The 25,559-nt window shown below is 56.2% G+C and carries 28 protein-coding genes; 10 read left to right on the plus strand and 18 right to left on the minus strand.

Features of this window, described 5'->3' with window-relative positions:
* Positions 1-212 precede the first annotated feature (212 nt).
* The 3 genes from AC2FH0_RS11315 to hutC all read right to left on the minus strand — a co-directional run bounded on the left by AC2FH0_RS11315 (position 213) and on the right by hutC (position 3,238).
* Complete coding sequence (locus tag AC2FH0_RS11315; RefSeq protein WP_496789359.1) at positions 213-1,589, minus strand: formimidoylglutamate deiminase; 1,377 nt, start codon at positions 1,587-1,589, stop codon at positions 213-215.
* 44 nt (positions 1,590-1,633) lie between these two features.
* Complete coding sequence (gene hutG / locus AC2FH0_RS11320; RefSeq protein WP_496691734.1) at positions 1,634-2,437, minus strand: N-formylglutamate deformylase; 804 nt, start codon at positions 2,435-2,437, stop codon at positions 1,634-1,636.
* 96 nt (positions 2,438-2,533) lie between these two features.
* Positions 2,534-3,238: a histidine utilization transcriptional repressor HutC gene (gene hutC / locus AC2FH0_RS11325; RefSeq protein WP_246097191.1), complete on the minus strand. Its 705-nt coding sequence runs from the start codon at positions 3,236-3,238 to the stop codon at positions 2,534-2,536.
* Positions 3,239-3,454: 216 nt separating this feature from the next.
* Here hutC and hutI point away from each other — a divergent pair, with 216 nt between their 5' ends.
* The 3 genes from hutI to hutU all read left to right on the plus strand — a co-directional run bounded on the left by hutI (position 3,455) and on the right by hutU (position 7,974).
* Positions 3,455-4,663 (plus strand): imidazolonepropionase, encoded by a 1,209-nt coding sequence (hutI, locus tag AC2FH0_RS11330; protein ID WP_496789360.1) that lies wholly within the window; start codon positions 3,455-3,457, stop codon positions 4,661-4,663.
* Complete coding sequence (gene hutH / locus AC2FH0_RS11335; RefSeq protein ID WP_496789361.1) at positions 4,660-6,195, plus strand: histidine ammonia-lyase; 1,536 nt, start codon at positions 4,660-4,662, stop codon at positions 6,193-6,195. The genes hutI and hutH overlap by 4 nt, the downstream gene beginning before the upstream one ends.
* Before the next feature lie 105 nt (positions 6,196-6,300).
* Complete coding sequence (gene hutU, locus AC2FH0_RS11340; protein ID WP_496709161.1) at positions 6,301-7,974, plus strand: urocanate hydratase; 1,674 nt, start codon at positions 6,301-6,303, stop codon at positions 7,972-7,974.
* Between the two features lie 101 nt (positions 7,975-8,075).
* Here the strand turns inward: hutU and glyA are convergent, their stop codons facing one another.
* Entirely contained in the window at positions 8,076-9,383 is a 1,308-nt protein-coding gene (glyA, locus tag AC2FH0_RS11345) for a serine hydroxymethyltransferase (protein ID WP_496789363.1), read from the minus strand.
* 103 nt (positions 9,384-9,486) lie between these two features.
* Between glyA and AC2FH0_RS11350 the strand changes: the two genes are divergently transcribed.
* Positions 9,487-10,356 carry a LysR family transcriptional regulator gene (locus AC2FH0_RS11350; RefSeq protein ID WP_496691739.1) on the plus strand — a complete coding sequence of 290 codons (870 nt, stop codon included), beginning with the start codon at positions 9,487-9,489 and terminating at the stop codon, positions 10,354-10,356.
* 8 nt (positions 10,357-10,364) lie between these two features.
* Here the strand turns inward: AC2FH0_RS11350 and AC2FH0_RS11355 are convergent, their stop codons facing one another.
* Complete coding sequence (locus AC2FH0_RS11355; RefSeq protein WP_142635670.1) at positions 10,365-10,841, minus strand: GNAT family N-acetyltransferase; 477 nt, start codon at positions 10,839-10,841, stop codon at positions 10,365-10,367.
* Entirely contained in the window at positions 10,842-11,153 is a 312-nt protein-coding gene (locus AC2FH0_RS11360) for an ETC complex I subunit (RefSeq protein WP_496789364.1), read from the minus strand. It abuts the gene before it with no gap.
* A 158-nt stretch (positions 11,154-11,311) separates the two neighbouring features.
* Here AC2FH0_RS11360 and AC2FH0_RS11365 point away from each other — a divergent pair, with 158 nt between their 5' ends.
* A complete protein-coding gene (locus AC2FH0_RS11365; RefSeq protein ID WP_496691740.1) occupies positions 11,312-11,791 on the plus strand; it encodes an SRPBCC family protein in 480 nt (159 codons plus the stop codon).
* 81 nt (positions 11,792-11,872) lie between these two features.
* Positions 11,873-14,059, plus strand: a complete 2,187-nt coding sequence (gene uvrB / locus AC2FH0_RS11370; protein ID WP_496789365.1) for an excinuclease ABC subunit UvrB — start codon at positions 11,873-11,875, stop codon at positions 14,057-14,059.
* Positions 14,060-14,110: 51 nt separating this feature from the next.
* Here uvrB and AC2FH0_RS11375 read toward each other — a convergent pair whose 3' ends face one another.
* The 3 genes from AC2FH0_RS11375 to AC2FH0_RS11385 all read right to left on the minus strand — a co-directional run bounded on the left by AC2FH0_RS11375 (position 14,111) and on the right by AC2FH0_RS11385 (position 15,768).
* Positions 14,111-14,626: a DUF3761 domain-containing protein gene (locus tag AC2FH0_RS11375; RefSeq protein ID WP_496789366.1), complete on the minus strand. Its 516-nt coding sequence runs from the start codon at positions 14,624-14,626 to the stop codon at positions 14,111-14,113.
* A 129-nt stretch (positions 14,627-14,755) separates the two neighbouring features.
* Complete coding sequence (locus AC2FH0_RS11380) at positions 14,756-15,046, minus strand: antibiotic biosynthesis monooxygenase family protein (protein WP_496696316.1); 291 nt, start codon at positions 15,044-15,046, stop codon at positions 14,756-14,758.
* 275 nt (positions 15,047-15,321) lie between these two features.
* The gene (locus tag AC2FH0_RS11385) at positions 15,322-15,768 is read right to left on the minus strand and encodes a MarR family winged helix-turn-helix transcriptional regulator (RefSeq protein WP_281972495.1); all 447 of its coding nucleotides are present in this window, start codon (positions 15,766-15,768) and stop codon (positions 15,322-15,324) included.
* A 110-nt stretch (positions 15,769-15,878) separates the two neighbouring features.
* On the opposite strand from AC2FH0_RS11385, the gene AC2FH0_RS11390 reads away from it, so the two are divergent.
* Complete coding sequence (locus tag AC2FH0_RS11390; RefSeq protein WP_496789368.1) at positions 15,879-16,103, plus strand: hexameric tyrosine-coordinated heme protein; 225 nt, start codon at positions 15,879-15,881, stop codon at positions 16,101-16,103.
* Between the two features lie 43 nt (positions 16,104-16,146).
* On the opposite strand, the gene AC2FH0_RS11395 is transcribed toward AC2FH0_RS11390, so the two are convergent.
* The 4 genes from AC2FH0_RS11395 to AC2FH0_RS11410 all read right to left on the minus strand — a co-directional run bounded on the left by AC2FH0_RS11395 (position 16,147) and on the right by AC2FH0_RS11410 (position 17,897).
* Positions 16,147-16,500 carry an MmcQ/YjbR family DNA-binding protein gene (locus AC2FH0_RS11395; RefSeq protein ID WP_142635658.1) on the minus strand — a complete coding sequence of 118 codons (354 nt, stop codon included), beginning with the start codon at positions 16,498-16,500 and terminating at the stop codon, positions 16,147-16,149.
* A gap of 38 nt (positions 16,501-16,538) precedes the next feature.
* Complete coding sequence (locus AC2FH0_RS11400) at positions 16,539-16,940, minus strand: excalibur calcium-binding domain-containing protein (RefSeq protein ID WP_246097187.1); 402 nt, start codon at positions 16,938-16,940, stop codon at positions 16,539-16,541.
* Positions 16,941-17,097: 157 nt separating this feature from the next.
* Positions 17,098-17,505, minus strand: a complete 408-nt coding sequence (locus AC2FH0_RS11405) for a universal stress protein (protein WP_496688893.1) — start codon at positions 17,503-17,505, stop codon at positions 17,098-17,100.
* Between the two features lie 71 nt (positions 17,506-17,576).
* Positions 17,577-17,897: an antibiotic biosynthesis monooxygenase family protein gene (locus tag AC2FH0_RS11410; protein ID WP_142635654.1), complete on the minus strand. Its 321-nt coding sequence runs from the start codon at positions 17,895-17,897 to the stop codon at positions 17,577-17,579.
* Positions 17,898-18,018: 121 nt separating this feature from the next.
* Between AC2FH0_RS11410 and AC2FH0_RS11415 the strand changes: the two genes are divergently transcribed.
* Positions 18,019-18,702 carry a hypothetical protein gene (locus AC2FH0_RS11415; protein WP_496789369.1) on the plus strand — a complete coding sequence of 228 codons (684 nt, stop codon included), beginning with the start codon at positions 18,019-18,021 and terminating at the stop codon, positions 18,700-18,702.
* Positions 18,703-18,745: 43 nt separating this feature from the next.
* Here the strand turns inward: AC2FH0_RS11415 and AC2FH0_RS11420 are convergent, their stop codons facing one another.
* The 5 genes from AC2FH0_RS11420 to phhA form a co-directional block, all read right to left on the minus strand.
* Entirely contained in the window at positions 18,746-21,034 is a 2,289-nt protein-coding gene (locus tag AC2FH0_RS11420) for a glycosyl hydrolase family 28-related protein (RefSeq protein WP_496691744.1), read from the minus strand.
* 138 nt (positions 21,035-21,172) lie between these two features.
* Positions 21,173-21,574, minus strand: coding sequence for a DUF4864 domain-containing protein (locus tag AC2FH0_RS11425; RefSeq protein WP_496691745.1), 402 nt, complete (start codon positions 21,572-21,574; stop codon positions 21,173-21,175).
* A gap of 48 nt (positions 21,575-21,622) precedes the next feature.
* Positions 21,623-23,197 carry a lysine--tRNA ligase gene (locus tag AC2FH0_RS11430; protein ID WP_496691746.1) on the minus strand — a complete coding sequence of 525 codons (1,575 nt, stop codon included), beginning with the start codon at positions 23,195-23,197 and terminating at the stop codon, positions 21,623-21,625.
* Positions 23,198-23,319: 122 nt separating this feature from the next.
* Positions 23,320-23,673 carry a 4a-hydroxytetrahydrobiopterin dehydratase gene (locus AC2FH0_RS11435; protein WP_496709166.1) on the minus strand — a complete coding sequence of 118 codons (354 nt, stop codon included), beginning with the start codon at positions 23,671-23,673 and terminating at the stop codon, positions 23,320-23,322.
* 7 nt (positions 23,674-23,680) lie between these two features.
* The gene (gene phhA, locus AC2FH0_RS11440) at positions 23,681-24,481 is read right to left on the minus strand and encodes a phenylalanine 4-monooxygenase (RefSeq protein WP_496691747.1); all 801 of its coding nucleotides are present in this window, start codon (positions 24,479-24,481) and stop codon (positions 23,681-23,683) included.
* A 106-nt stretch (positions 24,482-24,587) separates the two neighbouring features.
* Here phhA and AC2FH0_RS11445 point away from each other — a divergent pair, with 106 nt between their 5' ends.
* Together AC2FH0_RS11445 and AC2FH0_RS11450 are read left to right on the plus strand one after the other, a co-directional pair.
* Positions 24,588-25,055, plus strand: coding sequence for an Lrp/AsnC family transcriptional regulator (locus tag AC2FH0_RS11445; protein WP_246097185.1), 468 nt, complete (start codon positions 24,588-24,590; stop codon positions 25,053-25,055).
* An 81-nt stretch (positions 25,056-25,136) separates the two neighbouring features.
* Positions 25,137-25,559 carry a tellurite resistance TerB family protein gene (locus AC2FH0_RS11450; RefSeq protein ID WP_142635642.1) on the plus strand — a complete coding sequence of 141 codons (423 nt, stop codon included), beginning with the start codon at positions 25,137-25,139 and terminating at the stop codon, positions 25,557-25,559.

Below are 25,559 nucleotides of genomic sequence, written 5' to 3' on the forward strand. Positions count from 1 at the left end.
CCGTTTCGCTCAGATCCGCCAGCATCACGCGCGCAATTGATGTGACAAGGTACGGAAGGCGCGAACCAACTGGAATGTTCGAATCCAATGGGCTGGGTGACAGAAAATTCCTTGGCGATCTCGGACAATGTTTTCAGCCTGACCAGCACCAAGTGCCCCAAGGTTCTTAAGCTCGCGCAGTAATGAGTTCCGTTGGTTCTATTCACCCTTCATCATAGTTTTTGCGCCAACCGACGCATGGTGGAAATATATCCGGCGTCGATGGACTCGTGATCGGGGTGCTGACCATCTTCAATGACCTTTTGACCAGCAACATAGACGGCAATGATTTCTGCCTGCTGACCCGAGAACATGTGGAAATCCAGCACGGCTTCGGGCGACACCGCCGCCATCAGACCATTCCTATCGTAAGACAATTCTACAAAATCAGCACGGCACCCTTCTGCGATACGGCCGATATTGCGCCCGGCTGCACGTGCTCCACCTTGGGCGGCGGCTTGCCAGAGATAACCGCCGACATTGGGCATGTCCTTGGAGCACATAACATTGCGCTGCCGGTGCAGCAGGCGCTGACTATATTCCAGTGTGCGCAGCTCCTGAACTGCCTGGGTACAGATGTTGCTGTCCGAGCCGATACCAAAATGGCCATTTGCTGCCACGAAATCGACCGCCCGGAAAATCCCGTCTCCAAGATTTGATTCCGTCAGCGGGCACAGACCCACGGTCGCACCCGAAGCGGCAATGGCCGCAACCTCGGCGTCATCCAGATGGGTGGCATGGATCAGGCACCACGCGGCGTCAATCTGGACCTGGTCCATCAGCGCCGAAACAGAGCGTTTGCCACTATGGGCGATACTGTCTTCCACCTCTTTGGTCTGTTCGGCCACATGGATGTGAACTGGACACCCCGGCAACTGGTCTTGCCGAAGCTCCATAAGCCATGACATTTCATCCTCGGTTACGGCGCGCAGGGAATGCGGCGCGATTCCGAGGTTAAGCTTTTCATGCTGCTGCTTCAGGGTTTCGATCAGCAAAGCGTATTGATCACGTGCATTGGTGAATCGCCTCTGAGCATCTTGCGGAGACAGCCCGCCGAAATTTGCGTGTGCATAAAACACCGGAAGATGCGTCAGGCTGAGGCTCGTTCGATCTGCAGCAGAGACAATAGCAGAAGACAGCTCCTCAGGTTGGGCGTAGTGCGCTCCATCCTCTTTGTTGTGCAGATAATGAAACTCGACAATCTCGGTATAGCCGCCTTTGAGCAATTCCATATACAGCTTGGCAGTGATTGCCTGCAGGTCCTCGGGCGATACGTTATGAGCGAAATAATACATCATTTCGCGCCAGGACCAGAAGCTGTCGACCGGATTCCGGCGCACTTCTGATAACCCGGCCATCGCGTATTGAAAGGAATGACTGTGCAGGTTGGGCATGCCCGGCACAACCGGCCTTTCAATCACCGGATAGGCGTTGGGATTGTCGTCTGCGACCAGTGCTCCGAACTCACCAGATTCCGTGACGGTTACAGAGATATTGCTAAGCCAACCCTGGTCCGTCAGTGCCTGTTTGAAATGAAATCCAGTTGTCATCCACTTTCCTTTACTTGGATGCCGTATCGGCGAGTCTGTTTGGGTCATCCACGGGTGGTGTTAACTTCATCCAACAACGCGGTAACAAGGTTCTTGATCGCGGTGCCAAGCACCTCTGCCTTAGGGGACACAAGATCCCAAGGGGCGTGCTCGATCATATAGGTGGACTGTGCAATTTCGAGTTGCAGCGCATGAATGTTCTGGTCGGGTTGGCCATAGTGCCGGGTAATATGGCCTCCCTTAAAGCGGCCGTTTTTGACAAAGCTGTATTGGCCGGACCCCAGCGATCTTTCGGCGCAGGCCTCAAAGCGCGCGGCTGTGCTGGCCCCGCTATTTGTGCCCAGATTCAAATCCGGCAGCACCCCATCAAACAGCCTTGGCACTTCGGAACGGATGGAATGCAGATCCAACAGTATGCAGGTGCCAAACTGCGCCCTGATCCGCAGAATCTCAGACTTGAGCGCCTGATGATACGGTGCCCAATAGGATTGGATGCGCGCCTGTGTCTCCTGCCCATCTGGCTCTTGCCCTTCCAGATAAAGCGGCTGACCGTCAAAATCGATTTGCGATATCAGGCCGGTTGTCGGACCGGAATAAAGCGGCGCGTCATCAGCTGAACGGTTCAGGTCCACCACATAGCGCGAATACTGCGCCGCCATGACACCCACACCCAATTCGGCACAAGGCAGCGCCAGCTTGTCCATGTGCCAATCCGTATCCTTCAGCTCCAGCGCGGCGGGTCGCAAACGGCGTTCAACCTCCGGAGGCAGCAAGGTTCCGGCATGTGGGACATTCAGCAAAATCGGCGTTGAACCCGCCTTAAACGTCATTAGATTCTGAACAGCCATCGCGTTCCCTTTGTTTGATGTTCTGTCAGCCCATAATTCGGCAGACCGACGAAGACCGACATTTTTTACCGCCCCAAAAGCTGGAATCCGGTCAGATCAGAGATGTGTCGTCATCCGGTATCCCGGCGCAAAGTAAAGCTTGGCATATGTCACCGGCGCGCGACGCAGCCAGGTAATGCGTTCGGCGGTAAAGATCGGGTCGCCAGGTGGCGTGTCCAGGAACTTGGAGATTTCACCATCAGCCTTGGTCGCCATGAAACTAAGCTCCAGATTGCTGAATGGCACCCTGTTAACCAACCAGTCATTCGGCCCCGATTGTTCGAAACTTTCCTCCAACACTTCAGGTACAACGTCGGCAACTATCCATCGCACCTCAAGCTGAAACGCTACGTTGTCGGCATAATGCATACATCGCAGGTGCAAGACGTCCTGCTCTTTTTTCAGGTCGAGGCGTGATGCCAGCCAGGACGGTGCGGGTTGCACCTCTCGGTCCACCAAAGAGTACCGATAGGCCGCACCGGTGGCCGTTATCTCGTCACGCACCAAAGGGATCGCAAATTGCGCCTTTCTGATGGGAGAATTCAGAACCCGCGTGCCGGCCTTGCGTTTTCTTTCCAGGTATCCTTCTTCGGCAAGCTCTCTCAACGCCCGGTTGACCGTTGTTCGTGTACTTGAGAATTCAGCGGCCAAATCCATCTCGCTTGGCAAAATGGAATCCGGGCTCCAGATACCGGTTTGGATTCGATCCAAAACCACCTGCTTGATGTCCCGAAAGCTCATGTTCCCCTGAGGTCTTGCCATAAAACTCCCCAACTCAAAAACCGGCCTTAATTGGCTTATACATACACATAAGACATCTGCAATGAAGCATGTAACTCTGCCCCGCACCTAAGACCTCTACCTAATTTGCCTCCAAGAAGGCGGCTTCGGCGCGATGCCTTTCATTATTTTGTGTACACATTATACAGTAATCAGTATACCTATTTCAGAAGCATTACAACTTGGGATCAGATTCTCATGACTGGTAAAACAACCCTTCGTGGCGCAAAAATTGCAACACAAGCCAGCCAGCAGGGCCCTTATGGGCTAATCGAGGATGGCATCATCGTAATATCAGGTGAGTTTATCGAATGGGTCGGACCCAGACGCGATCTGCCCGATGAATATACCGAGCTTGAGGCCGAGGATCTGAACGGACGCCTTGTGACGCCAGGTTTGATCGACTGCCACACCCATGTTGTATTTGGCGGCGACCGCGCCCAAGAGTTTGAAATGCGCCTGAATGGTGCAAGCTATGAACAGGTTGCGCGCGCCGGAGGCGGTATTAACGCAACCGTTCAAGCGACACGGGCCGCCAGCCTGGAAGAGCTGATAGAAAGTGCATTGCCCCGCGTCGACGCGATGATCCAAGAGGGCATGACCACTATCGAAATCAAGTCCGGCTATGGGCTAGAACAACAGACAGAGCTGAACATGCTGCGCGCCGCGCGCGAAATTGGAAAACGTCGCCCAGTTTCTGTTCAAACCACATATCTGGGCGCCCACGCGACTCCGCCAGAGTACAAGGGGCGCGATGACGCCTATATCGACGAGGTCGTCATTCCGACCTTGCGGGCCGCCCATGTAGAAGGGCTGGTCGATGCGGTTGACGGATTCTGCGAAGGGATCGCCTTTCAGCCCAAACAGATCGCCCGTGTCTTTGACGCCGCCGCTGCGCTTGGCCTTCCGCTTAAACTGCATGCCGAGCAGCTTTCTAATCTGGGCGGGGCGCAGCTTGCCGCCTCCTATGGCGCATTGTCTGCGGATCATATCGAGTATCTTGACGAAGACGGCGTGATCACCATGGCCCAGGCGGGAACAGCGGGCGTAATCCTGCCCGGTGCGTTCTATACTCTGCGCGAAACGCGTCAGCCTCCGATTGAGTTTCTGCGCAAACACGATGTCCCAATGGCACTGGCAACCGATTGCAATCCGGGATCATCCCCCCTGACATCTCTTCTTCTGACCATGAATATGGGCTGCACCCTGTTCCGCATGACGCCAGAGGAAACACTTGCGGGCGTAACCTGTAACGCAGCGCGTGCCCTTGGTTTGAGTGATCGCGGTATGATCGCAGCGGGTCAGCGGGCCGATCTGGCGGTCTGGAATGTGGGCCGTCCGGCCGAGCTTTCTTATCGTATCGGGTTCAACCCGCTTCACAAACGCATCTTTGGAGGTCAAGCGTGACAACTCTCACTCTGGCGCCCGGGCAGGCTACTCTGCCTCAGCTTGAAACCATCTATTGGGATGAAGCCTCGGTCATACTTGATCCGACGTGTCGTCCTGCGGTCGAGGCGGCCGCAAAACGGATCGCTATCGCCGCTGCGGGTGATGTACCGGTTTATGGCGTCAACACGGGTTTTGGCAAATTGGCCAGTCTCAAGATCAAATCTGAAGACACCGCCACTTTGCAGCGAAACCTGATCCTCAGCCATTGCTGCGGCGTAGGAAACGCGATGCCCCGCCGGATGGTTCGGCTTATGATGTCACTTAAGCTATTGAGTTTTGGCCGTGGCGCATCTGGCGTCCGCTGGCAACTGATCAAGCTTATGCAAGACATGCTGGAAAAAGGCGTCACCCCTGTTGTTCCAAATCAGGGATCGGTTGGCGCGTCAGGCGATCTGGCACCTCTTTCACATTTGACCGCAGTAGTGATCGGTGAGGGAGAGGCGGAATATAAAGGCGAAATTCTTCCGGGTGCCGAGGCGCTTGCAAAGGCTGGCCTGTCCCCGATCGAGCTTGGCCCCAAGGAAGGTTTGGCCTTTATCAATGGCACACAGTTTTCAACGGCCTATGCGCTTGCCGGTCTGTTCGAAGTCTGGCGTGCTGTGCGCAATGCGCTTGTCATCTCGGCCATGTCCACCGATGCCATCATGGGTTCAACGGCTCCGCTGCAGCCCGAAATCCATGCGCTGCGAGGACATCGTGGCCAGATCGAAGCGGCAGGTTCGATGCGTGAGATACTGGCGCAATCCGAAATTCGAGAAAGCCACCGGGATGATGATACACGTGTTCAGGATCCCTATTGCATCCGCTGTCAGCCGCAGGTGACTGGTGCGGCGATGGATGTCCTGCGACAGGCCGCACAGACCCTTTTGATCGAAGCGAATGCTGCAACAGACAACCCACTTGTGCTGACCGAAGCGGATATGATCGTGTCCGGTGGTAATTTTCACGCGGAACCCGTTGGGTTCGCTGCTGACATGATTGCGCTGGCATTGTCCGAGATTGGCGCGATCAGTCAACGGCGTATTGCTCTGATGGTCGATCCAACGCTCAGCTTCGATCTTCCGCCCTTCCTGACACCTGAACCCGGATTGAATTCCGGCCTGATGATTGCCGAGGTGACGACAGCCGCTTTGATGAGCGAGAACAAGCATCTGGCCAACCCATGTGTCACCGATTCAACACCCACCTCCGCCAATCAGGAAGATCACGTCTCGATGGCAGCGCATGGTGCGCGGCGGCTGTCCCGCATGGTCGAAAACCTCAACCATATCCTTGGGGTCGAGCTGCTCTGCGCCGCGCGTGGCATCGAATTCCGCGCCCCCCTCCAGACGAGCCCGTTGCTGCAACAGGCCATCGCACGGCTGCGCGAGGATGTTTCGAGCCTGCAAGAGGATCGCTATATGGCGCCCGATCTGAAAGCTGCAAAGGAATTGGTCGCGTCGGGCGCGTTGCTGAACGCGCTGAACGCCTCTTTGCCGGGCCTTAACTGATGACGGTCTTTGCCATGATGGCGCGCGACCGCAGCCGAGACACATGATTGAAAACTTCAATGCCCTTGCCCTGTCGGGCTCCATCCAATCTGAAGGGAATGACCGATGAGCGATCCTCGTAAGAACAGCCGGGACATCTATCCGCCAACCGGGACCGAACTGAATGCCAAAAGCTGGTTGACCGAAGCACCACTGCGGATGCTGATGAACAACCTGCATCCTGACGTGGCAGAAAACCCGCACGAGCTGGTAGTATATGGCGGCATTGGCCGGGCCGCGCGAACCTGGAAGGATTTCGACCTGATCGTCGACAGCCTGAAAGACCTGGAAGCGGACGAAACCCTGGTCGTGCAGTCGGGAAAGCCCGTCGCCATCGTCAAAACCCACAAGGACGCACCGCGCGTGCTGATTGCCAACTCGAACCTGGTGCCGCATTGGGCGAATTGGGATCACTTCAACGAGTTGGATAAGAAAGGTCTGGCGATGTATGGCCAGATGACTGCGGGTTCCTGGATTTACATCGGGTCGCAGGGCATCGTCCAAGGCACCTATGAGACCTTCATGGAAGCAGGACGCCAGCACTATGGTGGCAGTCTGAAAGGCCGTTGGATCCTGACCGGGGGTCTGGGTGGTATGGGCGGTGCTCAGCCACTGGCTGCTGTGATGGCGGGTGCCTGCTGTCTGGCCGTGGAGTGCGACGAGAAATCCGCCGATTTCCGACTGCGCACGCGCTATGTCGACGAGAAAACCCACAGCCTGGACGAGGCGCTGGATATGATCGAGCGTTGGACCAAAGCGGGCGAAGCCAAATCCGTGGCGCTGATCGGCAATGCCGCCGATATCTTCCCCGAGATCCACAAGCGCGGCGTCAAGCCCGACATCGTCACCGATCAGACCAGCGCGCATGACCCGATCAATGGGTACCTGCCTCAAGGTTGGACCGTAGCCGAGTGGCGATCCAAGGCTGAAACCGCTCCGAAGGAAGTGGAAAAGGCAGCCCGCACCTCGATGAAGGTGCAGGTCGCGGCGATGGTTGCCTTTCACAATGATGGTGTTCCAACCGTCGATTACGGCAACAACATCCGGCAAATGGCGCTTGAGGAAGGTCTGGAAGACGCTTTCGCCTTCCCGGGCTTTGTGCCTGCCTATATCCGTCCGCTATTCTGCCGTGGCATTGGCCCGTTCCGCTGGGCGGCCTTGTCGGGGGACCCCGAGGACATCTACAAGACCGATCAAAAGGTCAAGGAACTGCTGCCCGATAACACGCATCTGCACAACTGGCTGGATATGGCGCGCGAACGGATCGCATTCCAAGGCCTTCCTGCGCGTATCTGCTGGGTTGGTCTGGGTGACCGACATCGCCTGGGTCTGGCGTTTAACGAGATGGTCAGAACGGGCGAGCTAAGCGCGCCAGTGGTCATTGGTCGTGACCATCTGGACTCCGGTTCAGTCGCCTCGCCCAACCGCGAGACCGAAGCGATGAAGGACGGGTCTGACGCGGTCTCGGACTGGCCTCTGCTAAATGCACTGGTCAACACCGCCTCGGGCGCGACTTGGGTATCTCTGCACCATGGCGGCGGCGTTGGCATGGGCTTTTCCCAGCATGCGGGTGTGGTGATCTGCGCCGACGGCACCGATGATGCTGCCAAACGCCTGGAGCGCGTTTTGTGGAACGACCCTGCCTCGGGCGTGTGGCGTCACGCCGATGCGGGTTATGACCTGGCCAAGGATTGCGCTCGTGAACACGGGCTGCGCCTGCCTGGTATTCTGGGAAACTAAGCTTGGATCAAGCGGAACAGATCCCGGCCATTCATTTGTGAAGGCCGGGATTGAACGATCACCAAACACCGTGCGCGCCGGTTGCTTTTGGAAACGGTGATCTAATGGACAAAGCAGAGCGTATTGAACGCGCGTCTCCAGGCTGAAACCTCGGAGGCAATCGGCGCGCCTTGCAGACCTTGTTTGATCAGCCCCGCCAGACGATCCGCATCGCCTGCGGTCATCCCCCAGCGGACAAGCTCGGGCGTGCCAATCCGCAGACCGTTCATATCACCTTCAACCGCCGCCACAGGTAGACCGATGCCACAGGCAAGGAACCCACTTTGGCGCAAGGCTTTTGAGGCCGCCTGCCCGCCCCCAAAGGGCTCAGCCAGCACAGCGAACTGGTGAGAGTTGGTAAAGCCCTCGGCCCCAGCGAACACAGGCACATTTTGTGCATCCAAAGCCGCAGCCAATGCCTGCGCCATAGCGATCATCTCTTTCGCATAGGCCGCGCCAAAGTCTTTCCAGTCCAGCATCGTGACCGCAAGCGCGGCAGTTTTCGCCGCATCAAAATTGGCCGTCATGCCGGGAAAGGCGATAGCGTCCAGCGTTTTGGCGATTTCTGCATCATTCGAAACGATCAGCCCACCTGCAGGGCCACCAAGGCTTTTATAGGTGCTCATCGTCATGAAATGCGCGCCCTCGGCCAGCGGGTTGGACCAGGCGCGCCCGGCAATAATGCCGCATTGATGGGCCGCATCGAACATGACCTTGGCCCCGACCTCATCGGCGATGGACCGCACTTCGGACACGGGATGCTCGAACAGGTTCAGGCTGCCACCAATCGTAATCAACTTGGGCCGCTCGGCCCGTGCCAGCGCCCGCAGTTGGTCCAGATCAACGGTATAGCCATCGGCATTCACCGGGGCCTCTATGGTGCGCAAGCCGTATAAGCCGGCGCAGCCATCGACATGATGCGTCACATGCCCGCCTAGGGATGCGGGCGGCGCAATGATTGTGTCGCCCGGTTTGCAGGTGGCCATAAAGCCATAGAGGTTGGCAATCGCACCAGAAGGCACACGAACCTCGGTGAATTTGGCATCGAACACATCCGCGCAAAGCTGGGCCGCGATCACTTCGATTTCCTCGATCGCTTCCAGTCCCATTTCGTATTTGTCGCCGGGATACCCCAAAGAGGGGCGCGACCCGATGCCAGAGGATAATAGCGCTTCGGCTTTCGGGTTCATCACATTGGTCGCAGGGTTGAGGTTAAAGCACTCTTCCTCATGGATCACTCGGTTCTGCTCGGCCAGCTGCTCGATACGGGCCAGCAGATCGGCAGACGTTGCGGACGCCGTCGTGGCCGCTATGTCTTGAATCAGGGTTTCACTGGTGCTCGGCACCCAATCTCGTTGTGCAAGCGTCATTGGACGTCCTCCGTTTTGCAGCATGGTGGCAGCCATTCCGTGACAGCGCAAAGCAGATTTGCTATTTCTTGGCGTAGAAAAACTAAGGCTTGAAATGAGTGTCATGCCCAAACGCCCGAAAGGGCCCCCGCTGAATGCAATGCGCGCCTTTGAAGCTGCCGCACGTCATGACAGCTTTGTCGCCGCCGCTGAGGAATTGAGCGTTACGCCCGGAGCGATTTCGCAGCACATCAAGACACTGGAAGGCTGGGCAGGTACCGCGTTGTTTCGGCGCAACGCGCAGGGGGTGGAACTGACCAAGGCCGGGGCTTCGCTGGTGGCTGAATTCTCTGCGGCCTTCGACGGGTTGGCCGAGGCGACGCGTGCCCTCCGCAACCTCAAACCCAACGCCGATTTTCATATCGCCGCCTTGCCATCTGTTGCGCAGCTTTGGCTGCCGAAACGGCTAAGCCGGGTCAGGGCGCAGTTTCCGCATATCAATTTTTCGGTGACCGCGATGGAAAACCCACCCAGTCTTGATCGGGAATTGTTCGATCTGGCCATATTCATTGGCGAACCGAATGCTGAGCCCGAGCAGATTTGCATTTGCCCCGATCTTATCTCTCCAGTCGGCGCGCCTAGCCTGATCGAACGTATGAACCACTTTGGCGACACCGTCCTTCTGCATGACCAGACCTGGAACGACGATTGGACAATCTGGTCACAGAACACGGGAATTGAACTGCAAGATGCGCAGACCGGGCCGAAGTTTTCTCTGTACAGCCTGGCCGTGGAGGAAGCGAAGGCAGGTGCGGGTATTCTGATGGGGCATCTATGTTTGCTTGAGGATGCCCTGGCAAGCGGCGCTCTTAAGTCTGCAAGCGAATCCACCTGCCCAACGGGCCGCTTTCTGTTCGTCCAGATACCTGGCGCAACGCGACAAAGACTCGAAACGCAACAGGTCGTGGCATTGCTGAACGAAGATAGTGCCTAACAACCGGCCTATTCTGCGGGCTTTAGATCCAATCGCATGAAGGCACTGTTGGGGTCGGCCTCATAGCCGTAGATCGGGCCGCAATAGGAATAGCCCAGCGCTTCATACAGCCTGCGCGCGGCGTCGTAGTAGGACAGATGATCGGCGCCCGTCTCAAGAACCAGCGCCGAGGTCCCTTCGACCCGTGCGTGATCAGCAAGATGGGTCATCATCACTCGCGCCAGACCGCGGCCACGTGCGGTGGCAAGGATATGCACGGATTTGACTTCGGCGGTCCCATCCGGCAGCGCCTTTAGCGCGCCGCAGCCCAGCACCTTGTTACCCTCATACAAAGCCCAGAACCGCATTCCGGGCCCGGCCAAGGCACTGGCATCCATCGTGTGATTGCTCTCGGCTGGCCCGGCGGTTTCGCTATGGGCAAAATGCGCCTCGACCACGGGGCGCAATGCGTCGGAGGTTGGGTCAGCCTCGCGAATGTCGATCATTTAATGCGTCCAGGGTGCGCGCCGATCGGTGGCAAAATTCTCGCCATAACCGCGCGCGCGCAGGTTCGGCTTGCGTTTATGCGGTTCACTGACCTGTGCGTCGATACCGTTGTCCTTGGCGTAACCCAGCGCCTCTTCCTTGGTGTCGAAATTCAGACGCACCTGAGTCTGGGTGTCACTGGAAGACGTCCAGCCCATCAACGGATCAACCTCGCGCGTGGATGCTGGGGCATATTCCAACACCCAATGCCGGGTCTTGGCCGTACCCGATGTCATCGCATTCCGCGAAGGCTGGTAGATCCGTGCGCGCATGTCGCCTCTCCGTACTCACTTGGCTGAGGTTGTTTATGCGTCAGAGCGAGGCCTGGGACAAGGTGGCAAATGTCGCGGAGGACAAGGATGTTCTGATGACGAAAACTGTCATTAGGGGAATGGTATAATCATTCAAACGCCACAACAAGGACAGCAAGATGATCCACCACGAACGCAGCCTCGACATTGATACCCGACCCGAAGATATCTGGGCCATTCTGAGCCGGTTCATGCATATCGACGATTTCGCCCCGCAGGTGACTTCAGTAGATGCGCTAACACAAGGTGCGGATGGGGTGGGATCGAAACGACGATGCCATTTTGAAAATGGGACGTCTCTGGTCGAAGAAGTCACGGATTGGCAAATCAACCGGGGCTATCGTGTCCGCTTGTCTGAGATGTCTGCAATGCCTCTGACCCAAGCACATGCAGCAATCGCCGTTGAACCCCTTGCCAACAACCAATCCAGAGTAGTCTGGAGCATGGATTATCAAATGAAGTTTGGTCCATTGGGATGGCTTATCGGGCAGACTGTGCTGAAAGCGATGATGGGGCGTGTCCTGGGTGACAACCTGAAAGCGCTTGAAGAAAAGGTGCGTTCGGATCAAATTCCGGATCATCGGTTTGCGTATTACTGAAACTGCCGTTTCTATCTCGGATCAGGTCTTGCAGTTGGACAAAATAAGAACAAATGTAGGGGCCTGACCCGGAGCCTGCCCATGCCTTACGCCCATTCCGACAAGACCCAGCTGACCGCTGATGACGTCCGCGCCCGCCTGAAACTGGAAGGCGGTAAAGAATTCGTCATGCATACCGAGTTCTCACCGGCAGGCGACCAGCCCACCGCGATCAAGGAACTGACCAACGGCATCTTCGACGGCGAAAGAGAACAGGTTCTGCTGGGCGCGACCGGGACGGGCAAGACCTTCACAATGGCCAAAGTGATCGAGGAAACCCAGCGACCCGCCATTATCCTTGCGCCCAACAAAACGCTGGCGGCGCAGCTCTATGGTGAGTTCAAAGGCTTCTTCCCGGAAAACTCGGTCGAGTATTTCGTGTCTTACTACGACTACTACCAACCCGAGGCCTATGTCGCGCGCAGCGACACCTATATCGAGAAAGAATCCCAGATCAACGAACAGATCGACCGGATGCGCCACTCGGCCACACGGGCGCTGTTGGAACGCGATGACGTAATCATCGTCGCCTCAGTGTCGTGCATCTACGGTATCGGCTCGGTCGAAACCTATGGGGCGATGACGCAAGACCTGAAGGTTGGCGGTGAATACAACCAGCGCCAGATCATGGCCGATCTGGTCGCCCAGCAATACCGCCGAAATGATCAGGCATTCCAACGGGGCTCGTTCCGAGTACGGGGTGACAGCCTGGAAATCTGGCCCGCCCACCTTGAAGATCGCGCTTGGAAATTCTCGTTCTTCGGTGAGGAATTGGAAACCATCACCGAGTTCGACCCGCTGACCGGTGAACGCGCCGCGAATATGGAACAGGTGCGGGTTTACGCCAACTCGCACTACGTGACCCCGAAGCCAACGATGAACCAGGCGATCATCGGCATCAAGAAGGAACTCCGCATCCGACTGGATCAACTGGTCGGAGAGGGCAAACTGCTGGAAGCGCAACGTCTGGAACAACGCACGAATTTCGATCTGGAGATGTTGGAGGCCACCGGCGTCTGTAACGGAATCGAAAACTACTCGCGCTATCTGACAGGCCGCGCACCGGGCGAGCCGCCCCCGACCCTGTTCGAATTCATCCCCGATAACGCCATCGTCTTCGCCGATGAATCCCACGTCAGCGTACCGCAGATCGGCGGCATGTACCGGGGCGACTATCGGCGCAAATTCACCCTGGCCGAACACGGGTTCCGCCTGCCATCCTGCATGGACAACCGCCCCCTCAAGTTCGAGGAATGGGACGCCATGCGCCCGCAATCCGTGTTCGTCTCGGCCACACCTGCCAAGTGGGAGATCGAACAGACCGGCGGCGTTTTCACCGAACAGGTGATCCGCCCCACCGGCCTGCTGGATCCCGAGGTCGAAATCCGCCCTGTCGGCATGCAGGTCGACGATCTGCTGGACGAGGTGCGCAAGGTGGCCACCGATGGCTATCGCACGCTGGTCACCACTCTGACCAAACGCATGGCCGAGGACCTGACTGAATACATGCACGAACAGGGCATCAGGGTCCGTTACATGCACTCGGATATCGACACGCTGGAACGCATCGAGATTCTGCGCGACCTGCGACTGGGCGCGTTCGACGTGCTGATCGGTATCAACCTGCTGCGCGAGGGGCTCGACATCCCCGAATGTGGGCTGGTCGCCATTCTGGACGCGGACAAAGAAGGCTTCCTGCGCTCAGAAACCTCACTGGTTCAGACCATTGGCCGCGCCGCGCGCAACGCCGACGGGCGGGTGATCATGTATGCCGACAAGATCACCGGTTCCATGGAGCGCGCGCTGAACGAAACCGATCGCCGCCGCGCCAAGCAGATCGCCTATAACGAAGAACACGGCATCACCCCAGCAACGGTGAAGAAAAACGTCGAGGATGTTCTGGCCGGTCTCTACAAAGGCGACGTCGACATGAACCGCGTCACTGCCACCATCGACAAACCGATGCACGGCGCGAATCTTGAGGCGCATCTGGACGGGTTGCGCGACAAGATGCGCAAAGCCGCGGAGAACCTGGAATTCGAAGAGGCCGCCAATATCAGGGATGAGATCAAACGCCTGGAAGCGGTCGATCTGGCCATCGCCGACGACCCCATGGCACGCCAATGGGCTGTCGAGAAAGCCTCCGAAGATGCAGTGAAATCGCGCGGGCGGTCAACGGCTGGCAGACCGGGGCAGCGGGGCGGGAATGTGAAGCGGCGGAAAAGATGAGGTTCTCGAATGCTTCCTCCCTTTTGAGATCAGAGTGCGATAGAGACTATGCTATCGCCGCTTTTTCTTGATGCGGCGTTTAGCGGGCTGTGCCTCAACCTTTGGAATTTTTGCCAATTGCTTCATTAAATGGATCTTCGATCTCCGTGCCGCCTCGGCATTTCTCGCTTGAATTTCAGTTTCTGTTCGGTTGTCTTTTGCTGGGGCGTCCGAAAATTCAGGATAACATTCTTTTTCCACCACGAACCCTTGCCGTTCTTTGTGCGTATTGGATTTTTTTGGCTCTTGGCTGATGTCCTTCTGTGAGTCCCGGCTTGAGGACTCTGAAGAGTTGATAAAAACTCCAAAAATGATGCCGATTACTAAGCTTATGAAATTAGCAGTCGCTAGAGCGCTTCGATCAACGCCACCGTGGTGTGAACAAGCACCTGAACGACCAATCGAGGGTGACCTCCACCCATCATAGCAAACCGGCTCTAAGTCAAAGATTGCCCCAAATATGAACCGGCAAACACAGACTGTAACAATCCCTACAATCCATGGATTGACTAGCACTCTTCTCATCATAGCAAAACCCAGCTAGCGTACGATGGGTTTCCAAACCATCACTCCGAGGTGGCCCAATTCGCGAGATGGGGTAAAACCCCATCCTACACACCGGGTCAAGGAAAGGGCTAGAATATCCCGCCCAAACCGTTACCCCTTATCCCAGTGCGCGACCACGTCATAGCCGACGGGGGTCGGCGGGCTTTCCATGAACTCGGCGAAATGGCCCCACAGCTCGGCCACTTTGGGTGCGTTTGCGTTCGAGGTCGCCTCGCTTTCAACAACCGAGATCACATAGCCCGACCCGTCCTCGTTCATCACATTGGTAAAGCTGTGCATGCCGGGCATGCCCATGATTTCTGATTTCAATGCGTTCATTTTCGCCGTCGCCGCCTCACGCGTGCCGGGCTTCATCTTGAATTGAGTAATACGTGCGAACATGATCTTCCTCCCTCGTCCGGCGATATCGCCATGTGGCGCGGTCGGAACGACCCCGCCGCACGCAACCTAGCACGGCAGCCCGAAATCTCACATTGATACGCGTGATTTGCGGCCATTTTCAACCATACGCCTCACTGTATTTGGGCCACTGACACGTCAGAGTTGCTGCCCAGCGCGGAAGGCTCGACATCTGAATTCACATATTGTGATTCCACAGCCGCAGCCAGATCGAACCCGAACTTCCAAAGCGCCGTTCACCGTGTTTGCGGCCTGTGCTAATTGCCGGCCTGTGACAAGCTGGCTTTCAGCTTCTCCAGCGTATTCAAAAGGCGGTCTAAGTCAGGTTCGTCCAGCCCGGTATCGGCGATCATGCAGGCGGTGATCTCATGCGCCACAGACCGTAATGCCGATCCCGCCCCTGTCAGAGAAACAACAACCTGGCGTTCGTCCTCTTTGCTACGGGTTCGGTCGACAAGTCCGTCGGCCTCAAGGCGTTTCAGAAGCGGGGTCAGCGTGCTGGTTTCCATCGACAACGCGTTGGCCAACTCACTGACATTTCGCCGGTCTCTCTGCCACAGCAGGGTCAGGGTGATGTATTGCGGATAGGTCAGCCCTAGCGGGCCGAGGTGTCTCTTATAAGCGCGGTTGATCACATGCCATGACGTATAGACCGCATGGCAAAACATCTCGTCGGTCTTCGGTTGGGTCGGAGAATCTGTCACGGCAGCACCTTCGCTCGCTTATATCGTGCACGATATAATTCATTGACCCACACCCACAAGGTCGTTTATACCGTGCTCGATATTATCGTGCACGATATAGGAGGCAACACATGTCCTGGCTAACAACGCTCATCACCGAGACACCCGAGGAGGGATTTAACCTGGCAATCAAACTATCACGGATGGCGGTTAAGAAGACTCAGCCCAATGACGAGATTCGTCAGCGCCTGAGGCCGATCTACGAAAACGATGCGGACAGCCTAACTATGGTCTCGCATGTCGTGGCGACAAATTACCAGACCGTGGCGGCGGCGAACAACTATTGGCGCAAGTGAGTAAAGGTGAAATGGGCTGGGTGGCGGATGGAATGACCCATTCCTATACGCCCAGTTCCGCCCGCATCTTCTTGGTCAGCTTGGCCACGACCAGATCATAGGACGTCACGATATGCTCGCGCAGCGACGTGTCGCTCATCCCGCGGTCCTCATAGACCTGCAGCCATTTCATCCCGCGCGAGGCCAGATATGGCGCAGGGCGAATTCCGGGTTCGTCGCTCAGCACCTCAAAGGCCAGTTCAGTGGCTTTGAAGGTGAAGGCGTCCTGACCGTCGTTCCAGCCGCAGATCGCAAACACCTTGCCCCCCACTTTCCACACGTCTGCGTTGCCCCATTGAACCACATGAGAGCTGGCCTTCAGGCCCGCGCAGAAACTGTTGAACTCTGCTCGCGTCATCGGCTCAGCCTCTTTGTTCCGAAGTCCTTACCCACCTGTCAGGGCCTCACGAATTTGGCATTGCCAACGCGTTTTTGAGGGGCAGCGCTTTGTTCTGCATTCGGGGCAATCACTCCACAGGCCACACCATCCTGATCGGGATCGTTTTGCAGGTGATAACCCGGCTCGCCCTCCAGAAACGGACCAGGAAGAACCGAGAGCGCAGCACCACATCCGGCAAGGGCAACAAGATGTAAAACCGCCTCATCACGCTCGAATTCGGAAGTGCGCAACCAGACGCTCAGGGCAATGATGCCTGTCGTCAGCGGCAACATGAGGACCATCAGCAGAATCCGCACCGGTGACAATGCGCGCCGGCGCAGAGCTTCGGCGCGTTGAACACGTTTGGCCGATTTCGGATCCGTGAACAGCGCCTTGGGAGTGGTCTTTTCTGGCTGCATTCCCGATCAATACACCAGTATCTGTGGGATGCCGATACCTAAGGGACAAACATATCTGTGAAACTCTGTCACGATGCAGGACGCTCTACGAGCCTGGACCAAGCAAACAAGACAGACCGCCAAATTCTTGGCTGCTCGCTTGTGATCTGGCAGAGACCTAACGCACCACGTGCACTGAGCATGCAGCGTGGCGGACAACATGGGTAGCGGTGGAGCCCAAAAGCAAATCCTGCATACCTGGTCGATGAGACGCGATGATGATCAGATCCGGCTTATTCACGTCGGCCCAGTCAAGGATCGTCCGACCGGAATGCCCCTCGACAACGACTCCGCGGGCGCCCGAAATATTTTCTGCCAGCGCATCCAACTCGGCTTGAACGGCCTTGCGCGCCTCGTCCAGATACCCGACCGGCATATAAGCGCTGGCATAGGCCGGTATATGTTCGACCACGTGCAGCAACGTGACCTGCGACTCGGGTGCCGCCAACAGTTGCGCCAGTTTCAATGCGGACGGCATATCACGCGCGTCGTCGAATGAAATTGGTACAAGAATATTGTGATACATGGCACGCGCCTCCTTGGTTGCTCAAGTATACTGGTCGATTACCAGACGCGTGACCTTGATCCAGGTCAGGATCAGTTGAAGGTTTCCGCAACATCGTACATGACGGGCTCAAAACTCTTGCACAGCTCGTTGATTTTACGGTTTCTATCACGCATTTCTGACGTACGCAGCATGGCCAGAAAATCCTCGCGACGCTCCCATTGCGAATAATTGGCAATCCGGGTCTGGGCGTCATTCACGTGCAATCCCGCTGCAACAAATCCAGGTTGCTTTGAGATGAAGCTGGCATAGGCATCCGTCAACGCCTCAAGCAGATCCTGGCAGGTGCCAGGCGTCATTTCAAATGTTGTGATTACGGTCTGCACAGTAGCGTTTTTGGAAATCTTTGGCATCTTGAAACTCCCTTGTTTGTCTCAAACCTAACACAGGATTCTGAAAGGTCTTGTGTTTCCTTTTGGCCTAGGCGCGCTCTTTTCAGTTCAAAATGAACAAAACACTAACACTCCGTTAACCATGCTGACGGAAGCTGCAAGCATGTATCGCTTTGCCCTGATATTGCACCTGTTGCTGATGGCCTCTCCTGCCTGGTCAGGTGCATGGCTGCGAGAAAAGGATGCAGCATTCACAGCTGCCTCACTGACAGCTTTTCGGCTCCCTGAGGATGGGTACGACTATAAAACCTCTCTCTATGCGGAATGGGGATACAGCCAGAACCTGACGGTCGGCTTTGATTTCGAGCAAAACCAAGACCTCTATGGCCATGCACTCATCTTTGCCCGTGTCCCAGTAGCGGATTTGGGCCAATGGGGTCGGTTCGCTGCTGAATTTGGTGCCGGTGCATATCACAAACAAGAACGGGCCTGGGCACAGTACAAAGTGACGCTGTCTTACGGCAAAGGATTCCAGAGCGCCTTGGGAAGCGGTTGGATCGCGATCGATGCCGCCATCGAAAACCGAACACATGATGACATCTATCGAAAGCTCGACCTGACAACAGGGCTTTCATCGGACAGGTTGATCAATCCCCTAATCCAAATCGAAACGGCCTACAGGTCTGGGCACTCAATATATTGGAAGGCACGCCCCTCGGTCATGATCCGAACCAAAGACAGTTCTACTACCTGGGTTCTGGGGGTGGAAAGAAACGATGCCCGCAAAAACACGGGCATCAGACTGGCTTTGTGGAACGAATTCTAAGTCCAATCCGTTCCTACATTAATTCAGGCAGACGCCCGCACCGTCAGCGCTCCATCCTCAGGATTGCTGAAACCTCGCCCTTCAGACCCTCAGGCCAGCGTAACTGGATATCAGATCCATCCACCCCGTGCTCCAGCAGGACATAGGGGTGCGAATATTTGGTTGACCCAAGCGCTGTCTTCAAAGGTCCCAGAACGGTAACCGAGTCACAACTGCGCGCCTTGCCACCAAAGGGCAACCGATCCTCAGAAGACACCGTCCAAGCCGTTGCAGCGGTGTTCTGCGTGTGCCGTACCCTCAGTGGATTTGCGGTTTTAGCAGTTACACCATGGAACGTATTGTTTTCAAACGTCACGTTCAAATGGGCTGTGTTGTTCAGATCAGCGAATGTCGTGTCCACGCGTTCGGCCCGGGCGATCCCTCCGTTGATGGACCGAAATTTGTTCCCCGTCACGACGACGCCGTTCAGGAAATGCCCGGCGCCATAGGGACGAATGACAATGCTGCTGAACCAGGGAGCGACCTCGTTCGAGTAGAAGATATTGTCGGTAATGCTCATGGCGCTGAACGAGAAGCCAGCGGTGTAAACAGGGTCTGAATCCCGCTCATTTGTCCATTCGACAAAACAGTTATCGACATAGTTCTCGGCAATGGTCGAGCTGTTGTAAGTTCCGATCATGACCAAACCGGCCGAGCGCACGCCCTGAGCGATGCTGTCTCCCTGGAAAAAATGGTTACCAAGGACCATGTTGTTGGTCCCTGCCAGCACCGCAAAATGCAGGAAACGAACCGCGCGATTGTGGCGCAACTTGATGTCATTGGCCGTTGAGTTCAACGCAATCGACTTGCGATCCGAGACGTCAAAGGACTCTTCAGAAGACAGGAACTGACAATTATCGACCAACATGCCCTGACACCCTGTACCGATCGAGGTGATACCACGATCCAAAGGTCGGCTGATAAAACAGTTCGTTATGGCAAATGTGCTGCCTGACGGCGCAAGGCGGATTGCGCTACAGCGGCCATTGCATTGAAACTCGATCTCTTCCATTCCGAACTTGCGCAACGTGCTGAAACCGCTGAAATCGAGCAGATATTTGAAAGACAAAAAGGTGAACGTTTGCGTCCCGGATGCGTTATAGATCGGGGCGTTCAAAGTGATCTCTCCCGCCCCCTCATCCTTGGACCGGACATAGATCTCGCGGCCTACGCCGCTGCCCTGCACCAGCGCGCCGACAGGAATGTTGGCCACATTCGCAACATTGGTCAAACGCGTTGGGTCCGACGGGCTGTAGCTTGCCAGAGATGTGAATGTCTCGGTGTCCCAGGCCGAACTGCTTTGAACATCGAACTGGCCATTGCGGATGATCCGCCGTGTAGAAAACCCTGTCTGTTTGTTGGGAACCGCCGCCGCCATATCAATCGGCTCGCTCACCGAAATCTTGCGTCCGCCCAAATCCAGCGATTCATGATCCGAGTTGTTCAGCAAAGCCTGAAAGGCCTTTTTGAACGCCAGATCTTCGGCGCCGAAGGCGGTGATATAGGCTGGCAGGTTAAAATCCTTGGTCAGCAAGAGCATCTTGTCATCGGGCATCGTGACCGTGCCCTCAAATTCAATCTCAGACGAGATCGTCGTGTTCTCCGTCAAAAGGTAAGTGCCATTCGAGACAAAAACACGCCGCCCATTCGCCGCCTGATCAGCCGCGACAAACGCATCCGTGTCATCTGCCACGCCATCGCCCACGGCCCCAAAATCGCGCACATCGACCAGAGAGATCATGTCGCGCAGGAACACATTGGTAACATCCGTGATTTCGATGTCGTCAACCCGGACCACAGCCCCGTTGGTGCCCTCAATATCCAACCCGAAATGCCCGTACAGGGCGGAAACACCCCAGGGCATATCCACGCCCATCCGTTGCCCCGCGCCAACAATCGCATTGATTTCATGCACGGTGCCGTACCCGGACAGCTGTGTTGCCGGGCCCTGTTCGACCACGCCCGGCACCTGAACATCACCTGCCCCGCCCGCCCAGGCGGCGATACGAACTTCGGGCAAGGGGCCGCTAATCGCTTTTATCCGGGCTTTGATCTGTAAGTAGCACCCGGGCAGCAGCGGTGTCTGACCCATATAGCGCAGCTGTTGTGTTGCGTTCACCTTCAGAATTTCCAGACATCCGCCAAAATCCGCGTCCGCCGGAACAAATACACCATTCCCCGATCCATGATAGGTTGGCGAACCCGGTGTTCCGTCACCACTTGACCATACGTTCAGACCGTTTGCGAAAGCAGGCGGCATGAACACGATGCCGTCGGTGATTGCCTTGTTCATAGAAATCCCTTTCCCATTCGCGCAGCGGCCAATCACCACGCGCATAAACCCAGTGTTCGGGGTCGGCCCCGAACGCAAAAGCCTGAGTATCGAAAAGGAATTAACCGCCGCTCATATCACCGTGACGGTGGTGTTGCGTTACGCCGCCGGATCCGAATTGCCCAAAAGCTGCACGCCATTGATTTTCCAGCTCTGTCCCTGAGGGATCATCTCGTAGTCCAGAATGTGAACCTGCCCGTCGCCATCCGTGATCATCACCTTCTGCCACAACGCCCCTGAAATTTCGCGAAGTTCCAGAAACCGCACGTCCGCAGGCCGCCAGACCATCGGATAGCCACGCCGGACCATCACCCCGAAATTCTCAGGCGTTCCGAACAGGCGCTGGATAGTGGGGCTGGCAAATGTAAAGGCGGTTGCGAAATCATCCGCCTTGAACGCCTGTATCTGCCCCGCGATATTCGCCTCGATCTCGGCGTTTTGGGCAATGGCTCCGGATGCCAGTCCGGCACTCAAAGATACAGCAAGCAATAAACGACGCATGGGGCCACCTCCTGATCGAAGGATAGCCCCACACGCGATCAGGTCAAATCAGACCAGCTCTCCAGCCAGCGCCTTGTCGATCAGCGCAATGGTTTCCGGCACGCCGTAAAGCGCGATAAACCCGCCAAATCGCGGCCCCTGGGATGCGCCCAACAACACCTCGTAGAGCGCGGTGAACCAGCCCCGCATAGGGTCAAACCGCTCGCGCCCGACAGAGTAGACCACCGATTGCAGCGCCTCATCCTCGATCGGTCCGTCATATGCCGCCAGCTCTGCTTTCAACGCCTCCAGCGCTTCGCGCTCTTGATCCGTCGGCGCCCGGTGCTGGCGGGTGGGCTTGACGAAATCGTTAAAGTAGCGGACCGCAAATCCCGCCGCCTGATCCAGATCAGGATGCGTCTCTGCCGTAGCCTCGGGCGCATAGCGGCGGATGAAGCCCCACAGCGCTTCTTTGTCTTCGGCCCCCGAAACTGACGCCAGATTCAACAGCATCGCAAACGGCACCATCAGCGTCGATTCAGGAACATCGCCACCGTGGATATGCCACACGGGATTGTTCAGCTGCGCCTTCAACTCTTGCCCCGGATAGGCCCGCAGTTGCTGATGATATTCATCATAGGCCTTGGGGATCACATCAAAATGCATCCGCTTGGCGGTCTTGGGCTTTTGATACATAAAATACGCAAGACTCTCAGTCGGTGCATAGGTCAGCCATTCGTCGATCGAGACGCCATTGCCCGAAGATTTCGAAATCTTCTGACCGTTCTCATCCAAAAACAGCTCATAACTGAAATGCTCTGGCGCACGGCCACCCAACGCCCGGCAGATCGCGTCATAGATCTTTTCGTTGGTGGCATGTTCCTTGCCATACATTTCAAAATCAACGCCCAGCGCGGCCCAGCGCGCACCGAAATCCGGCTTCCACTGCAGCTTTACGTTGCCCCCCGTGACCGGCAGCGTCCATTCCTTGCCGTCGTCGTCATCAAAGGTGACGGTATAGGTCTCGGCGCAGACCTTTTTCATCGGCACGTACAGAACCCGACCCGTTTCGGGGTGGATCGGCAGAAAGATCGAATAGGTCTGCTGCCGCTCTTCTCGCAGGCTTTTCAACATGATGGCCATTACGGCATCATAGTTGTCGACCGCCCGCTTCAGAATCTCGTCAAACTGACCCGAACGATAAAAGTCGCGCGCCGAATAGAAATCATACTCGAACCCAAAAGTGTCGAGGAACCGGCGTAACATTGCGTTGTTGTATTCGCCAAAGCTTGGGTATTCGCCGAACGGATCAGGGACCGAAGTCAGAGGACGCTGCAAATGCTCTTCAAGCGCTTCGGGATTCGGCACGTTGCCGGGAACTTTGCGCATACCGTCCAGATCGTCCGAGAAACAGATCAGCTTAGTCGGAATATCCGACAGCGCCTCAAACGCACGCTTGACCATGGTGGTCCGCGCCACCTCGCCAAATGTCCCGATATGCGGCAAGCCGGACGGGCCATAGCCCGTCTCGAACAACACATACCCCTTGTCCGGAGCCCCTTTCTGATAGCGTTTGAGCAACCGGCGCGCCTCTTCAAAAGGCCAGGCCTTGGACGACATCGCGGTTTCACGCAGTTCAGACATTTTCTTTAAGCTCCATCGGGAAAACAGCGTCGGCTTTCGTTTGCCGCCGACCGACCCCTCCTATTGTGCCGGTGCAGCATGAGTCAATAAAGCAAGCTGTTTTTCCTGTCTGGAAACTGGCCTCAGACGACTAACTGATCCAACTTGGCCGCCCAGATGAAATCATTCTCACTAAGGCCGTCAATTTCGTGGGTCGTCAGCTGAACATCCACATATCCCCATCCAAATCTGATATCGGGATGATGCCCTTGCTGATCGGCAAGCCAGGCGCAAAGGTTTGCCAGATAGGCCGCCTTGGCAAAACCTTTGAGTTTGAAATGACGGCTGAGTGTTTTTGCCTCCGCATCCAGCGACCAGTCCGGGGTCAACTGGGCCAGATGCGCGCTTGCCGCATCACGGTTCAAAGCTGGAATGCCGCCGGAACAAGGGGCACAGGTCCGATCCGATAGGGTGCAGGTTTGTTCTGATGTGGTCATATCCAGCTTACTCCGCCGCTGTTGCCTTTTCGGGAAACTTATTCGGCAACAGGCCCAGTGATTGCGCCTTATGCACATCCGCCAGCAAATCCCGATCGGCGGCAGCAAACAGTTCCTCGGGGTCATCCAGCACGAAATAGCCCATCTGGTGCATATCAATCCGGTAGGGCGTGCGCAGGATCGTCAGAACGTCAAAGGGATCGCGGTCGGGTATTTCGCTTTCCACCGCGTAGACAAGTTCGGTCGGGGATGAGGCAAGCCCCGATCCCAGCGCCTTGATCACCCCATCCTGACGCCGCAGGCCAAATTCGATCGAGAACCAATACAGCCGGATCAGCCAAGCATAGTCTTTTTCACCGGCCTGCACCCCCGCCAATCCGATAGCGTGGCTGAAGGCGGCAAATCGCGGATCGCTCAGCAGTGGGGTATGGCCGAAAATCTCATGAAAGATGTCAGGCTCTTCGATGTAATCGAAATCCTCGCGGGACCGGATGAACGAGGCCGCCGGGAAAACCCGGTCGGCCAACATGTCAAAGAAGGTCTTGAACCCGATCAGCGCGGGTACAGGCTGCACTTTCCAGCCTGTCATATCCAGAAGCCTCTCAGAAATATCAGCGCATGATGGAACACGGGTTTTCGGAAGCTCCAGCCGGTCCAGCCCCTCAAGATAATCACGCGCCATATAGCGCTGTACGTTCTCTTGCTGAGCGGCATAAAGATCAGCCCAGACAGCATCCTCTTCGTCGGTATATGTGATGTGACCATTGGCATTGGCCACCTTGGCGACGTATTTTGTCGACTTTGGCATGGAAGCTCCTCCTGAAAAGAGCATAGCCAGCCATCGTGAAAAATTTCATTTGAATGTTTTTCAGGATCATACAATATGAACGAAACATCTCACAAACTCAAAAGATATGACGCAAATGCTTCAAAACGCGGATATCGCCATCCTGCAAGAGCTTCAGACCGATGGCCGTCTGTCTATGCAAGAGCTCGCGGATCGTACCGGCCTGTCTGCCTCGCAATGTTGGCGGCGGGTTCGCGATCTCGAAGCTGCCGGGGTTGTGGCAGGCTATACCGCTCGTGTGCCCGCCAAATCCGTTGGCCTGAACGCAATAGCCTATGTTCATGTTGCGCTGCGCGATCATCAGGAAGACAGCATCACTTCGTTTTTGCGGCTGGTTGAGACCGAGGCTCAGATTGTCGAGTGCGCCTCAATCACCGGGGATCATGACTTCATTCTGAAAGTCTATTCGAAAACACCCGAAGATCTTGAGGCGTTCATCATGCAAAGGCTGTTGAAATCGGGGTTAGTCCGCGACACTCGCAGCAATTTTGTACTGCGGCAGACGAAAACACGTGGCCCTTTGCCCATTCTTTGATCTATCGCTCCAAAATCCGTTGAACCTATTCCCTGCCCCACCTATCGTGCGGGATCAGAACAGTTCAATCAGGACACCCCTATGACCAACCAAGTGCCACACCCGATGTCTCCTCAAGATTGCCTCGTGGCGATTATGGTTGCGATCTCTGCATCAGATGAGACCATCCGCACCGCCGAGTTGGTCAAGATCGAGGGCGCGGTCAACATGCTGCCTGTCTTTGCAGAATATGACATCGACCGGATGTATCGCGTTTCCCAAATCGTCTTCGATCTGTTTGAACAAGAAGATGGTCTGGATGCCCTGTTTGGACTGATCCGCGACAACCTGCCCGAACGCCTGAACGAAACCTCCTATGCGCTTGCATGTGATGTTGCGGCTGCAGATGGTACGCTGGCAGAATCCGAATTGCGGCTGCTCGAGGAAATCCGTTACGAGTTGGACATCGACCGTTTGCATGCCGCTGCCATCGAGCGCGGCGCGCGGGCACGGCACACGACCTGA

The organism is Ruegeria sp. CDSC051, assembly GCF_059610665.1.